13 protein-coding genes and 3 tRNA genes are annotated in these 14,598 nt (G+C 51.8%); 10 read left to right on the plus strand and 6 right to left on the minus strand.

The genetic code is table 11. The annotated features are described in order from the left end of the window. Positions 1 to 26 precede the first annotated feature (26 nt). The 3 genes from A3841_RS03025 to A3841_RS03035 form a co-directional block, all read right to left on the minus strand. A complete protein-coding gene (locus A3841_RS03025; RefSeq protein WP_073850842.1) occupies positions 27 to 2,024 on the minus strand; it encodes a cation:proton antiporter domain-containing protein in 1,998 nt (665 codons plus the stop codon). A gap of 96 nt (positions 2,025 to 2,120) precedes the next feature. Next, positions 2,121 to 2,774: an HD domain-containing protein gene (locus tag A3841_RS03030; protein ID WP_073850843.1), complete on the minus strand. Its 654-nt coding sequence runs from the start codon at positions 2,772 to 2,774 to the stop codon at positions 2,121 to 2,123. Between the two features lie 72 nt (positions 2,775 to 2,846). After that, positions 2,847 to 3,308: a hypothetical protein gene (locus tag A3841_RS03035; RefSeq protein ID WP_073850844.1), complete on the minus strand. Its 462-nt coding sequence runs from the start codon at positions 3,306 to 3,308 to the stop codon at positions 2,847 to 2,849. Between the two features lie 152 nt (positions 3,309 to 3,460). Here A3841_RS03035 and A3841_RS03040 point away from each other — a divergent pair, with 152 nt between their 5' ends. From A3841_RS03040 to gmd, 5 genes are all read left to right on the plus strand, one after another. Further along, on the plus strand, positions 3,461 to 4,312 hold the full coding sequence (locus tag A3841_RS03040) for a DUF481 domain-containing protein (protein ID WP_073850845.1): 852 nt from the start codon (positions 3,461 to 3,463) through the stop codon (positions 4,310 to 4,312). A gap of 138 nt (positions 4,313 to 4,450) precedes the next feature. Continuing rightward, on the plus strand, positions 4,451 to 5,233 hold the full coding sequence (locus A3841_RS03045) for a polysaccharide biosynthesis/export family protein (protein WP_073850846.1): 783 nt from the start codon (positions 4,451 to 4,453) through the stop codon (positions 5,231 to 5,233). A 9-nt stretch (positions 5,234 to 5,242) separates the two neighbouring features. Next, entirely contained in the window at positions 5,243 to 7,615 is a 2,373-nt protein-coding gene (locus A3841_RS03050) for a GumC family protein (RefSeq protein ID WP_073850847.1), read from the plus strand. Between the two features lie 39 nt (positions 7,616 to 7,654). Then, positions 7,655 to 8,590, plus strand: coding sequence for a GDP-L-fucose synthase (gene fcl / locus A3841_RS03055; protein ID WP_073850848.1), 936 nt, complete (start codon positions 7,655 to 7,657; stop codon positions 8,588 to 8,590). Positions 8,591 to 8,646: 56 nt separating this feature from the next. Continuing rightward, complete coding sequence (gmd, locus tag A3841_RS03060) at positions 8,647 to 9,765, plus strand: GDP-mannose 4,6-dehydratase (RefSeq protein ID WP_073850849.1); 1,119 nt, start codon at positions 8,647 to 8,649, stop codon at positions 9,763 to 9,765. Between the two features lie 130 nt (positions 9,766 to 9,895). On the opposite strand, the gene A3841_RS03065 is transcribed toward gmd, so the two are convergent. From A3841_RS03065 to A3841_RS03075, 3 genes are all read right to left on the minus strand, one after another. Next, positions 9,896 to 9,969, minus strand: a tRNA-Asp gene (locus A3841_RS03065). Positions 9,970 to 10,028: 59 nt separating this feature from the next. Continuing rightward, positions 10,029 to 10,102: transfer RNA gene (locus A3841_RS03070), tRNA-Asp, on the minus strand. A 58-nt stretch (positions 10,103 to 10,160) separates the two neighbouring features. After that, positions 10,161 to 10,234 (minus strand) — tRNA-Asp (locus A3841_RS03075). A gap of 226 nt (positions 10,235 to 10,460) precedes the next feature. Between A3841_RS03075 and A3841_RS03080 the strand changes: the two genes are divergently transcribed. The 5 genes from A3841_RS03080 to A3841_RS03100 all read left to right on the plus strand — a co-directional run bounded on the left by A3841_RS03080 (position 10,461) and on the right by A3841_RS03100 (position 14,509). Next, entirely contained in the window at positions 10,461 to 11,411 is a 951-nt protein-coding gene (locus tag A3841_RS03080; protein ID WP_073851189.1) for an acetyl-CoA carboxylase carboxyltransferase subunit alpha, read from the plus strand. Between the two features lie 124 nt (positions 11,412 to 11,535). Further along, positions 11,536 to 12,378: an MBL fold metallo-hydrolase gene (locus A3841_RS03085; RefSeq protein ID WP_073850850.1), complete on the plus strand. Its 843-nt coding sequence runs from the start codon at positions 11,536 to 11,538 to the stop codon at positions 12,376 to 12,378. 1 nt (position 12,379) lies between these two features. Next, a complete protein-coding gene (locus A3841_RS03090) occupies positions 12,380 to 13,147 on the plus strand; it encodes a patatin-like phospholipase family protein (protein WP_073850851.1) in 768 nt (255 codons plus the stop codon). Positions 13,148 to 13,231: 84 nt separating this feature from the next. Beyond that, the gene (locus A3841_RS03095; RefSeq protein ID WP_139307868.1) at positions 13,232 to 13,861 is read left to right on the plus strand and encodes a hypothetical protein; all 630 of its coding nucleotides are present in this window, start codon (positions 13,232 to 13,234) and stop codon (positions 13,859 to 13,861) included. A gap of 96 nt (positions 13,862 to 13,957) precedes the next feature. Then, positions 13,958 to 14,509 (plus strand): 1-acyl-sn-glycerol-3-phosphate acyltransferase, encoded by a 552-nt coding sequence (locus A3841_RS03100; protein WP_083610176.1) that lies wholly within the window; start codon positions 13,958 to 13,960, stop codon positions 14,507 to 14,509. The last annotated feature ends 89 nt before the right edge of the window (positions 14,510 to 14,598 follow it).

Genomic DNA, 14,598 nt, shown 5'->3' on the forward strand with positions numbered 1-14,598 from the left:
ACTTTCTTCCGAGGCACGCAATTCTTTTATTCTTTGATATAGTTACTGAAGCGTAACACGTCCGACGGCTTGCCGACCACATACACCAGGTCGCCCCGCTGAAGCTGTGTGTCTGCATTGATGTCAAGTATAGTCTGCTCCATTCTTTTGATCGCTACCACCGTGATGGCAAACCTGTTCCGAATATTCGACTCAAGCAGTGGCTTGCCGACTATGTCTGGTTCTTTGGTGAAGATACGCAGGGAGGCCACCTCGATGTCAGGCAGGTCCACGCTGAGCGTTGCCATGCCCAGGTTGCGGTTAGTGTTCAGGCTCCGGAGCATTTCGTAGTTATCGGCCCGGATGTTCTGCGTGAAAGCCTCAATCTCGTCACGCGGCATCAGGTATTTATTCAGGGTGCGGGTAAAGATCTCTATACTTGTCTCAAACTCCTCCGGTATCACCTCATCTGCCCCAAGCCTGTAGTTCTCCTCCATTTCCTGCAGAAAGCGGGTGCGCACGATGATGTGTGCTTTACCAGAAATCTCCCGGATAGTGGTGATGATGCGCTTGGTGGCCTCAGGGTCTGAGATGGCTATCACCACCACTCTGGCTTTATGTATATTGATGTGCGTCAGGATCATGGGGTGAACGGCGTCTCCGTAGACAATGGGTTCTCCTTTTTTCCCCTCGTGCTTAACTGTTGCGGCGTTCAGCTCCACTATCACATAGGGAATCCTGGCATACCTGGCGGCTTTGGCTACGTTCCGTCCGTTTATACCGAAGCCGATAATAATGATGTGGTCATCCAGATCAGCGCGCAGGTCGCCGTGTGCGGCCTTGGGTTGCGTAGCGAAGGGCATCGGCTCCTGCTTCGTTGCAAAAGGGGAGGCGATCCTATCCGCCAGTTTTGGGGAGGCGCCCACCACAAAGGGGGTAAGGGCCATGGTCAGCAGCGACACGGACAGAAAGTACTGGTACGTTTCCGGCGACAGTAGGCCCGTGCTTATGCCCGTTTTAGAAAGTATGAACGCAAACTCCCCCACCTGAAAAAGCGAAAGTCCCACCAATAGCGACACCCGCAGCGGATACTGCAGAATGCGGGCAGCCAGGGTAGCCACCATGCCCTTCAGCAGAAATGTGAGCAAGGTGAACAGCAGGACTATGGGCAGGTGCTGCAGCAGAAAGTTAAAGTCGAGCAGCATACCGATCGATACGAAGAAGAAGCTTGTGAAAATCTCGCGAAAGGGCAGGATGTTGCTGGTGGCCTGGTGGCTATACTCTGACTCTGAAATAATGATACCCGCCATAAAGGCACCCAAGGCCAGAGAGAGGCCAAGGCTGGAGGTAAGCCAGGTTACGGCAAAGCAGATGACCACGATACTTAGTATAAAGAGCTCCTTGCTTTTGGTTTTTGCCACCTGGTACAGCAGGCGCGGCACCAGGTAGCGCGCGCTTATCAGTACAAACACAATCACGAAGGCGCCCTTCAAGGCCATTAGAAGCAGCGCCGTGGCTATGTTCTCTGAGCCTCCAGCCATCAGCGGGGTCAGCAACATCATAGGAACGACGACAATATCCTGGAAAATCAGAATGCCAAGCACCACGCGCCCCTGCGGACTATTTAGCTCGCCGCTGTCCTGGAGTAGCCTTAATACGATGGCCGTACTGCTCAGCGCAATCAGGAAGCCCATAAAAACGGCCTCTCCCCAGCTATACCGAAGGATTACCATTACCAGCGCCACCAATCCTATCGTGGCCAGCACCTGTGTGGTGCCGCCAAGCAGCACCGTGCGCTTTATGATGGCCAACTGCTTCAACGAGAACTCCATACCGATGATAAAGAGCAGCAGAATCACACCTATCTCAGCCAGGATCTCAATATTGTTGGAATTGGCGACAAGGCTAAGCCCATGTGGGCCGGCAATTACTCCGGTAGCCAGAAAGCCAAGTAGCGTGGGCAGTTTAAAGCGCTGGAAAAGCAGAATGACAATTACCGATAGGCCAAGGATAATGACTGTATCTGAAAGTAAAGGTGTCTCCATATCAAGCGTTGCTTCGTGATGTTGGTGTACTAAAGCAGGTACTGGCCTATGATGCTTTCAGAAAGTATATCGTCTTGTTTCAGCTAATGTCCTGGTCTACCTACGACCTTCCCACTCGGCGTAGAATTGCTCCAGGAATCCTTCCATGTACTGGTGGCGCTGCTGCGCTATTTCTCGGGCAGAGGCAGTGTGCATGCGTTCTTTCAGGAGCAAAAGCTTTTCGTAGAAGTGGTTGATGGTGGGGGCGCTGCTGCCCTTGTACGCCTCGAATGATTCGTGCAGCTCGGGTTTTATGCCTGGGTTATACATTTCGCGGTTCCGGTGCCCGCCATAGGCAAAGGTGCGGGCAACACCAATGGCGCCAATGGCATCGAGACGGTCAGCGTCCTGCACTATCTTTCCCTCCAGTGTGGGCATGGCCGAGGAGGTGCCGGCCCCTTTAAAGGAAAGGTCCCGAATGATGCTGCAGACATGGCAAATCACCTCTTCCGGCACCTGTTGTTGCTCGAGCCATTCCCTTGCTATGCGCGGACCCACGGTCTCATCCCCGTCATGGAATTTATGGTCGCCCACATCATGCAGCAGCGCGGCCAACTCCACCACGTATACATTGGCTTTCTCTGATGCGGCAATGTTCTTGGCGTTATTCCACACCCGCAGCACATGCCACCAGTCATGCCCCGTTCCCTCGCCGGACATGAGCTCCCGCACATACTTTTCTGCTGCGCTTATAGTTTCTCTGTTACACATGGCTACCTTTATACTTTATCAGCTTAAAGCTAATGAAAATCTTAAACCTGACGAAGTATGGAATAAGGGGCTTTATACTTCCACCTCTTCCCTTGGTTTTGTCTCTAAACTATGAACCTTCAGCTGTCCTTCCAGCAGGTCGGCCCAGGTCTCTAAGTATAGCACCACGTCGTCGCGCAGGTTATGTTTCAGGTGCCGGCAGTGCTGCGGCAACCGGGCTGTTACAGACGGATCAGAGAGCGTTTCCAGGTGCGCCAGGTCCTCCCGGGTAATGCCCATGTCCCGCATCTGGTCGATGATTTCATCCAGCGGCAGGCCACTCTGCGGGCAGTAGTCGCGCAGCTGCTCGCGCCAATCGCCGTAGCGCCACATGGCCGCGCCATGTATCTGGCCCTTAGAATTCCGGGTGATGGTTTGGGCCAGGTGGCCGCAGTTGCAGCTGCCCATGTGCCCCCATTCATACCTTGCGCCCCCGCGCAGCCTTCCGGCGGTTTCGCGCAGAGCCTCTAGCAGCACTATAGAACTTCTTGCCATGGTTTGGATGCCATAATGGTGAATAAAGTATAGGTGCCGGATGGGGCAGGGAGGAATTAAGCCAGGCCTCCCTTTTAATACCCATCATCAATTTGTTCCTTTGTAGTATATCCGTTAGAAATGGTCAAATGTTCAGGTTTCTTTTAAGATTGATGTTGCTTAAATCCCTTTCTGAGCACGCCCTTTACACAATTTATACTTTCGCGGTGCTGCTTCTTTTATACTTTGCCCCACACGCCGCACAGGGCCAGATCCTCAACATTGAGCGTTCCCGCGTGGATCCTGATTCGGCGGGGTACTTCACGGGCACAGGAGGACTTAGCTTTTCTATGTTTAACCGGAATGCTGGCAAGGACAACCCCAACAACTACCTGCAGCTCACTTTTAACGGCGATTTGGCTTATATCTCTGAGAAACACAGTTACCTGCTGCTCAATTACTACAATTACCTGCTCGTCAACTACGACTCTGAGGAACTCCGTAACACTGTAGCCAGCACGGGCTACTCGCACTTCCGTGTGAATTTCATGCGCAAGAAGCGACTGTCTTACGAGCTTTTCGCCCAGACGCAGGCCGATAAGGCGCGGGGGCTCGAGTTCCGCACGTTGGCCGGGGGAGGAGTCCGGTACCGTGTGCTCCGGAGCCAAAATAGCAGTCTATACGTTGGAACAGGCTTTATGCACGAGCACGAGGAGTGGGAGAATCCCGAACTGGAACAGCGGCTGATTGCGGCCAACTTGCTCAAATCCACAAACTACGTAAGCGGCAAGGTAAAGCTTAACGAGCAGGTAAGCACAGAGGGCATCGTGTACTACCAGTTCGGGTATGATGATGCCATCAGCAGGCTCCGCAACCGGGTAAGCGGGGATGTGACGCTGCAGGTACGGCTCACTAACAAGTTCTCCTTTAAGACCAACTTCAGCTGTGTTTACGAAGATGAGCCGATTGTTCCAGTTACCAGGTTTGTGTATGCTATTTCGAACGGCATACAGGTGCAGTTTTAAGCGCGGAAACTAAATTTAATTGTAGTTAATTCTGCTTACTCCCGCAATATTTTCATAATTTTACCATTTGAGTCGATAGAACTCATAAAATAAAATAACCAGTGGGTTCATTTTAATTAGCAAGGAATAACATAACTGATGCGCAAAACCCTTATCGCATGGTGGTTCGTACTTGGCATGGCAATGTTTGCCTCCTGCGTTCCACAGAAAAAGCTCCTCCTGTTGCAGGAGAACCCCGAGGTGAAGGACCAGGGCGAGGCAGACGAGCTTTTAAAGACTTTTGACCTCAAAAAACCAGTTTATACCCTCAGAGCAGGCGATGTGCTGTCGCTACGGGTACAGACCACCACCCCGCAGGAGTATGACTTCCTGAGTGCCGGTACCACCACTTTCGGTGCCACAGACCCTGTGTTAGATGGTTATACGATTGATGAGGCAGGAGATATCCTGCTTCCGGTAGTGGGCAAAGTCCGTCTTGGGGGGCTCTCTATGCCGGATGCCCGCATAGCCGTTACCGATGCACTGAAGCCTTACCTGGCGAACCCAACCGTAAACCTCCGCCTGCTCACCTTCCGCTACACCATCGTAGGAGAGGTGGGTCGCCAGGGCCAGTTCACGACTTACCAGGATAATATCAACATGATGGAGGCCATTGCCACGGCAGGCGGATTGAATCCTTATGCTAACCGGGGCGAGATTAAGCTTATTCGCTACGAGGAAGGGAAGGCTAAGATGTATGCTTTCAGCCTGCTGGATGAGGATATGCTGGCCATGAACAATTTTTACCTGCAGCCGGATGATATGATTGTGGTTGACCCGCTTCCGGCCAAGTTCATCCGCGAAAATGTACTAGGGACTTTCTCACTGGGCTTTGGCATAATTGCCTCCGCAGTTCTTCTTTTCACCAGACTCTCAAGATAACTATCTAAGTTGGAATCTACTTTTAATCCCGAAGAAAACAGCTTCATTGATTTTAAAGCGCTCTTAAACGCGGCCATCTCCAAATGGTACCTGTTCGTTTTAGGCGCTGTTATAGCTCTGTCTGCTGCCTATCTGATCAACCGGTACACCGTGCCCGAGTACGAGGTTTCCTCTTCTGTCATGTTTTCGGGCGAGGCTAACAATGGCGCTGCCGCTGCACTCCTGTTTGGAAATGAGATGTTTAAGGGCACGCAGGGCCTTACCAATGAGTCAATCTTATTGAAGACGAAATCGCTGGCGCGCAAGACGCTGGATAAGCTTGATTTTCAGGTAAGCTATTACATAAAAGGCAATGTGTTGCTCTTAGAGGCCTATAAAGGCGATGCCCCCATACACGTGGTGTTTGACTCTGCTGCGGCAGACATTCCGTACAATGTCATGTTCAAGATTGCTCTGCTTGATGAAGGAAATTATACCTTGTCTTCTGAGAATTTAGGCTGGAACGCCAAGGTTGCCGACAAGACGTATAAATTCGGGCAGTCTTACCTGATAGATGGCTTTGCTTTTACGATAGAGTTACTGAAGCCGGAGCCTTTCTCCGGAAATGAGGTCATGTTTTCCATTAACAAGCTGGATGACTTGGCGAAGCAGTACGCTTCCAGTCTTTCAGTTGCACCTTATGGGGGCGATGCCTCTGCTCTGGTAATGACGGTGGCGGGTACGACCCCTAAAAAGGATGTTGATTACCTGAACGCTCACATGGAGACTTACAGGCAGAACAACCTGGATATCAAGAACGCCAAGGCTATCGGAACCCTTAATTTCATCGATCTTCAGCTACAGCAAATCGGGGATTCCCTGTATTTCATAGAGTCGAGGCTGGAGGAGTTTAAGCAGCGTAACGCCGCCATGGATCTTAGTGCCGCAGGCGCCAAGGTGGCCGGTGAGTTAGAGGCTCTGGAGCAGCGGAAAGCGGAATTGCTGCTAACTGCCCGTTACTACGATTACTTATCCACCTACCTTAGCAAGGAAAATCCAGAGGAAGTGATTCAGGCGCCGGCTACTTTGGGCGTAAGCGATCCGGTATTGAACGCCCTGGTGACCCAACTCGTGACGCTACAAACAGAGCTAAGTGTCGCCTCTACCGGTCAGGGACAGGAGAACCCCGGCATCAAGATCAAGCGCCAGCAACTGAATGAGGTAAGGGCCTCGTTGTTGGAGAACCTGAACAGTTTGAAAGACGCGAATCAGATCGGCTTGCGCAACTTGGATCAGCGGATAAACGTGGCTGCGGCGGAGATGCAAAAGCTTCCTTCCTCTGAGCGGCAATTGATCAATATCCAGCGCCTCTATAGCTTAAGTGAGAACCTGTACGTTTTCCTGATGGAGAAGCGCACTGAGGCCGGTATCTCTAAGGCCGCCAATACTTCTGATATCACGATTTTGAGAGAGGCGTCTGTGAGCAAGCAAACAGCCCCGCTGCCGCTCCGCAACTATGGGATTGCGCTTGCCATTGGCTTGGGCCTTCCGTTTGCCTTTATATTTATAAAGGAACTGATGAACAATAAGATCCATACGGTGGAGGATATTGCTAAGTACACGGCGCTGCCTTTGCTGGGTCTTGTCGGCCATAATAAAAAGGAGGACAACCTGCTCGCTAACCTGAGCCCGAAATCGGCCTTGGCAGAAGCGTTCCGGACAGTGCGCTCAAACCTGCGCTATATGACTGGCGTGACGGATACGGCTTCGGAAGGAGGAAAGATAATCGTGATTACTTCTTCCATAAGCGGGGAGGGAAAAACATTCTCTGCCAAGAACCTGGCTTACATTATCTCTATCTCCGGGGAGCGGACGCTGCTGGTTAATGCAGATATGCGGAAGCCGAACAATAATTCTGACCTGGGCGTGAGCAGCAGCATGGGCCTGAGCAATTACCTGGCAGGGCATATTTCCATGGAGGAGGTGATTCACACAACCATCCAGGAAAACCTACACGTGCTTCCTTCCGGCGACATTCCGCCAAACCCTTCAGAACTGCTGTTGAGTAACCGTATGTCGGATCTTATTGTGGAGTTGAAGAAGCGCTATGATTACATCATCATGGATACGCCGCCGGTGGGTATACTTTCAGACGGCCTGGAACTGATGCAGATATCAGACGCTAACGTCTTCATGGTGCGCCAGGACTATACGATAAAGGACTTCATAAAAAATGTGCAGTTGCAGCATGAGTCGGGAAAGATTCGTAACACAGCCATACTTTTCAATGACGTTGATTATAAGAAGCTAAACTATGGTTATGGCTACGGTTACGGCTACGGTTATGGTTATTATGCTGAAGATAACGAAACAAAGTCTTGGTGGAAACGAATAAGGGGGTAATTCTCCTTATTCGTTATTATACCTTTCGTCAAATACTTTATGCATAAAGATTCTAAAATATACGTGGCGGGCCATAGAGGAATGGTCGGCTCCGCCATCGTGCGCAAGCTCGAGCAAGAGGGCTTCACCCATATCATCACCCGCACATCCAGCGAACTGGACCTGAGAAGCCAACAGGCGGTGGAGGACTTCTTTGAAGAGGAGCAGCCAGAATTTGTATTCCTTGCCGCCGCTAAAGTAGGGGGCATACAGGCCAATAACACCTTCCGCGCCGATTTCCTCTACGACAACCTCATGATCGAGGCCAACATCATCCATGCGGCACACAAGTATGGCGTGGAGAAGCTCATGTTCCTGGGCTCCTCCTGCATCTACCCGAAGCTGGCGCCCCAGCCGCTGAAGGAAGAGTACCTGCTGACAGGTCCGCTGGAGCAGACCAACGAGCCCTACGCCATCGCCAAGATAGCCGGCATCAAGCTCTGCGAGGCTTACCACGACCAGTACGGCTGCAACTTCATCAGCGTGATGCCCACCAACCTCTACGGCTACAACGACAACTACGACCTGAATAACTCCCACGTGCTGCCGGCGCTTATCCGCAAGTTCCATGAGGCGAAGGAGAATGGCGCCAACACCGTGACCGTGTGGGGCACCGGCAACCCGCGCCGTGAGTTCCTTTTTGCCGACGACCTGGCCGAGGCTTGCCTCTACCTGATGGAGCACTACAATGGCAGGGAACTGGTAAACGTCGGTACAGGGGAGGACATCACCATAAAAGAACTGGCGTTACTGATAAAAGACGTGGTGGGGTTTGAGGGAGAGATGCAGTTTGATACTTCTAAACCGGATGGCACGCCCCGTAAGCTAATGGACGTTTCTAAATTGCATTCCATTGGCTTTAAGCACTCTACAGATTTAGAGGAAGGAATCTCGCTCGCCTACGAAGATTTTAAGAACAAAATCGTGGAAGTATAGTATACATACCCGTTTACTATAACACTTCACATCACTTATTTCAAACCCTTTACATAATGAAAACTGCCCTTATCACTGGTGTAACCGGTCAGGATGGAGCCTACCTGGCGGAGTTACTTCTTAGCAAAGGATACAAGGTGCACGGCATCAAGCGCCGTAGCTCCAGCTTTAATACAGACCGCATCGACCACCTCTACCAGGACCCGCACGAGAAGAACATCAACTTCAAGCTGCACTACGGTGACCTGACTGACTCCACCAACCTTATCCGCATCATACAGGAGACACAGCCGGACGAGATCTACAACCTGGCCGCCATGAGCCACGTGAAAGTGAGCTTCGACACGCCCGAGTACACGGCCAATGCCGACGGACTGGGCACGTTGCGCATCCTGGAGGCGATCCGCATCCTGGGTCTGACCAAGAAAACCAAAGTATACCAGGCATCCACTTCTGAGCTGTATGGCCTGGTGCAGGCGGTGCCGCAGTCGGAGACGACGCCGTTCTACCCACGCTCGCCTTACGCCGTGGCCAAACTCTACGGCTACTGGATCACGGTGAACTACCGCGAGGCCTACGGCATGTACGCCTGCAACGGCATTCTGTTTAACCACGAGTCGCCGCTAAGAGGCGAGACTTTCGTGACACGCAAAATTACGCGCGCCGCCGCCCGCATCGGCATGGGCCTGCAGGACAAGCTGTACCTGGGTAACATGGACGCCAAGCGCGACTGGGGCCACGCCAAGGATTACGTGGAGGCCATGTGGCGCATCCTGCAGCAGGACGAGCCGGAGGACTACGTGATCGCCACGGGCGTGACCACAACGGTGCGTGATTTCGTGAAGATGGCTTTCGCGGAGCTGGGCATCGAGATCGAGTTCAGGGGAGAAGGAGTGGAGGAGAAAGGCTACGTGGCCGCCTGCAAGAACCCGGATTACCAACTGGACCTGGGCCGTGAGGTAGTGAGCGTTGATGCAAACTACTTCAGACCAACCGAGGTGGAACTGCTGATAGGCGACGCGACAAAGGCGAAGGAGAAACTGGGCTGGACGCCGAAGTATGACCTGCCTGCACTGGTAAAGGACATGATGGAGGCCGATATCGAGCTCTTCAAGCGCGACAGCTACCTGGTAGAAGGCGGGCACAAAGTATACAACTACCACGAGCTTCAGTAGCAAGTATAAATATACTTATAAAGTATGAAAGGCCGGTTGCGTTGTTGCAGCCGGCCTTTTCGTTTATACTTCACAAAAGTATAGGCAATAAAAAAAGAGCTCGCGTACTAACACGAGCTCCCTAAGAGAGCGGTCTGGACGGGACTCGAACCCGCGACCTCCGCCGTGACAGGGCGGCATTCTAACCAACTGAACTACCAGACCAAAATTCTTGAAAACGAAGAGCCTTCTGCTCCTTTACTAAAACCGCAGTTTTAATGCTGCGGTCTGGACGGGACTCGAACCCGCGACCTCCGCCGTGACAGGGCGGCATTCTAACCAACTGAACTACCAGACCAAAATTCTTGAAAATGAAGAGCCTTCTGCTCCTTTACTAAAACCGCAGTTTTAAGCTGCGGTCTGGACGGGACTCGAACCCGCGACCTCCGCCGTGACAGGGCGGCATTCTAACCAACTGAACTACCAGACCGTTTGTCTTCTCCTTAACTTTGAGGGTTAAAGTGATGCAAAGGTATGTTTCCGGATTTAAATCTGCAAGTCCAAAGCATCATTTCAGGGCTATATTTTAAGCGCTGTTGGCGAACCGCTTCATTTACAGCTTAATTAATTTTAATGTTAAGTATAAATTGCCTCTTGTGCTGCGTGCATTGGTGGAAAATCTTAAATTTGTGTCACTCAACACAAGCTACGAACTTATGCTTTTAGATTTCGAACAGCCCATTGCTGCCCTGGAGGGCAAACTGCAGGAGATGAAAAAACTGGCCGATGAGAGCCAGGTTGATGTATCGGAGGCGGTTAAGGCTCTGGAGGAGAAAATCAGGACACTTAAAAAAGAGACATACGCCAACCTTACCCGTTGGCAGCGCGTGCAGCTTTCGCGCCACCCGGACAGGCCCTATACCCTGGATTACATCCACGGCATCACCGATAAGTTTGTAGAACTGCACGGCGACCGCACCGTGAGTGACGATAAGGCCATGGTAGGCGGTTTTGGTGAGGTAGACGGACGCAGCGTGATGTTCATTGGGCAGCAGAAGGGCCGTAACACCAAGCAGCGCCAGTTGCGCAATTTCGGCATGGCCAACCCAGAGGGTTACCGTAAGGCCCTTCGGATGATGAAGATGGCCGAGAAATTCAACAAGCCAGTTGTAACGTTCATTGATACGCCGGGAGCGTTTCCGGGCTTGGAGGCCGAGGAGCGGGGACAAGGGGAAGCCATAGCCCGCAACCTGAAGGAAATGTTCATGCTGAAGGTGCCGGTTATCTGTGTCATCATTGGCGAGGGAGCCTCCGGCGGCGCGCTGGGCATCGCCATTGGCGACCGCGTGATGATGCTGGAGAACACCTGGTACTCCGTTATCTCCCCGGAATCCTGCTCTTCCATACTTTGGCGCAGCTGGAACTACAAGGAGCAGGCGGCAGAAGCGCTGAAGCTTACTGCTACCGATATGCTGCAGAACAAGCTCATCGATGGCATCATCAAAGAACCGCTCGGGGGGGCGCATCTTAACCCGAACAAGATGATGGCGACCCTGAAGAAGGAAATCGTCCGATTGCTGGATGAACTCGGAACCATGGATCCTGAGGAACGTATTATGGAGCGCATCGATAAGTTCTCTAACATGGGCGTTGTGCTGGAAGCATAACCTGACATCAGAAACAAACAGAAATGAATTAGGGGCGAGAGCAGCAGTTCTTTACCCTAATTCATTTTTATTTTAAGCCTGACTGCTCCTTTAAAAGTATAAACCCTTACCCACATACCGCGAAATGAAACTACACGTAATCGACACTGGATTTTTTAAACTGGACGGCGGAGCCATGTTCGGCGTGGTGCCAAAATCGCTTTGGCAGCGCACCAACCCCGCTGATGAGAACAACTTGTGCACGTGGGCCATGCGCTGTCTGCTGGTAGAGGATGGAGACAGACTGATTCTGATAGACAACGGGATCGGGGACAAGCAGGACGCCAGGTTCTTCAGCCACTATTACCTGCACGGTGACGCTACGCTACTGGGCTCGCTGAAAGCGGCAGGCTTTTCACCGGAGGATGTCACGGATATGTTCCTGACGCACCTGCACTTTGACCATTGCGGGGGCGGGGTAAAGTATAAAAACGGCGATGGCGACCTGGAACTGGTATTCCCGAATGCCACCTACTGGTCTAACGGCGACCACTGGGAGTGGGCAACCAAGCCGAACGCACGGGAGAAGGCCTCTTTCCTGAAGGAGAACATACTTCCGATGCAGGAGAGTGGTCAGCTTAAATTCATCAATCCCACGGCGGCTTCGCCTATTCCGCAGTTCGAAATCTTTTATGCAGACGGGCATACGGACAAAATGATGGTGCCGGTCATGACGTATAAGGGCCGCAAAATTGCGTATATGGCCGACCTGTTGCCTTCCGTAGGGCATATCCCGCTGCCCTATGTGATGGGTTATGATACTCGCCCCCTGCTGACGCTGGACGAGAAGGCTCACTTCCTGAATCGGGCCGCTGATGAGGACATGGTGCTTTTCTTAGAGCATGATGCCGTAAACCAGTGCTGCACCGTGCAGCACACAGAAAAGGGCGTCCGCCTGAAGGAGACTTTTAGCCTTTCGGATCTATAGGATGCGTGTAGGGCTGGCTTTATCTGGCGGCGGGGCCAGAGGCATTGCGCACCTGGGCGTGCTGAAGGCGCTGGACGAGCAGGGAGTGAAGGTAAGTATGATTTCGGGGGTTAGTTCCGGGGCTATCGCCGGCGTGTTTTATGCTTACGGGTATCCCCCTGCGGAAATCCTTAAACTGATCAGGGAACTCAGCGTTTTTCAGGTGATGCGCCCGGTTTTCGGAAAAAGAGGACTGCTGCACCTGGAGGAGGTGGAGAAGCTATACAATAAATACCTGGGCCCCCATCTGACGTTTGAAGAGCTGAAAATACCGGTGGTCGTGAGTGCCACCGAAATGAATGAAGGCGTTACGGCCTACTTCTCTTCCGGCGAGGTGATCAAGCCGCTGCTCGCTTCCTCGGCCGTCCCCATACTTTACCAGCCCATCCTGTTTAACGGGAAAACGCTGAACGATGGCGGTCTGCTCAATAATTTGCCCATCGAGCCGTTATACGGTAACTGCGACGTGAAAATCGCCGTTCACGTAAACCCTATCAACCACCAGGCGCAGGTAACATCGCTGACAGGTATGGTAGAGCGCACGGTCATGCTGGCCATCTATAACAACGTAAAGCTGCGCTTAAATCAATGTGACCTGTTTCTGGAGCCCAAAGAACTTAAGTCGTATCGCTTAACGAGTTTTCGGAAGGCGGATGAGATTTTTGAGGTAGGATACCGCTACACCATGCACATGGAACGGCATATTCGGAGACTGGTAAATAAGCAATAAATTATTTGATAAAATAAATATACTTTAATGTATATCTCCTTATGGTTTTATCGTAAAGGGGTGGAGGATGGAGTTGAACAAACCATGAAAAGATTAAGACTTGTTGTATTGCTGTCTTTGATTTCTGTTGCCGCGCTGGCACAGGAAAACAAGAGCTTCATGTGGAAAGCAAAAGTGAAGCATGGCTCTATTTTAATCGGCGGAAACCTGGACGCTGCCATCCAGAAAACGACGCGGGAACTGAACCAGCCGCTCGGGCCGGAGGAGGGCACAAACATCCTGGCCAACCTTAACTTTAAAGGCGGCTACTTCCTCATTCATGACCTGGCCATCGGTCTGGATCTGGGCATCAGCCATGAGAGTCACATGGTCTCGGTGGAGGGTGCCAAGCAGACTTTCAGGAGGACCTACCTGCTGGGAGGTCCCTTTACACGTTACTACCTCGACAGCGGACTTTTCGGTGAACTGGCATTGAAGGGCGGCTTGCTAAACTTTTCGACAGGCGCTAAAACCGATATCGCGCAGGGAACACTAGGTGTAGGGTATGCTATCTTCGTGAACGAGAAAATAGCCGTGGAGCCCATGCTATCCTTCCGGTATACCAGGGAGTGGCAGGGCAACGACGCCAATGTATCTTTTGGCCCTATGATCGGCGTAGGCATACAGGCCTATCTGTGGCGCAGAACATCCCAAACTATCAAAGAGGCCTTGTAAAAACGCGCGGAAGTGCGTAACTATACGTCCCTATACTTTCAAAGTAGGCGAGCTCAGGCTTTTGCCTACTTTTATACTTTACACCCCTTACTATACATGATCGGAAAGTTTATCTCCAAGCTGTTTTTTAAAGCAACAGGCTGGAAACTAAATGGGACGCTGGCGCCGCAGGACAGGCGATGCGTGATGGTGGCAGCCCCACACACCAGCAACTGGGATTTCGTTTATGCCCGCGCGGCATTTTTTATGATGGATGCGCCCATCCGGTATACTATCAAGAAAGAATTTATGAAATTCCCCTTTGGCCCGATCCTGAAAGCGATCGGGGCCCTGCCCATCGATCGTTCCCGAAATACACGCATGGTGGATGCCATGATCCGTATTTTTGAGGAGACACCCGGAGATATGTGCGTGATGGTAACGCCTGAGGGCACCAGAAAATACCAACCGCGCTGGCGACGCGGATTCTACCATGTGGCCATGGGGGCGAAAGTGCCCATTGTGCTGGGCTACCTGGACTACGCCAAGAAAGAAGCTGGCATTGGCCCAACCATTATTCCGTCAGGCGATGTGGAGGCCGATATTGAGAAGATCATGGCTTTTTACCGTACCAAAACAGGCAAGTACCCGGAGCAGGGGGTTAGATAGGCATTCTATACTTTAGACTTTAGTTAGCCCGGATTTATACTTTGTAAACAAAGAGAGCCGCTATGCTGTAGCGGCTCTCTCTGATTTAT

It is taken from the genome of Pontibacter flavimaris, assembly GCF_001907195.1.
In the GTDB taxonomy this organism is placed as follows: domain Bacteria; phylum Bacteroidota; class Bacteroidia; order Cytophagales; family Hymenobacteraceae; genus Pontibacter; species Pontibacter flavimaris.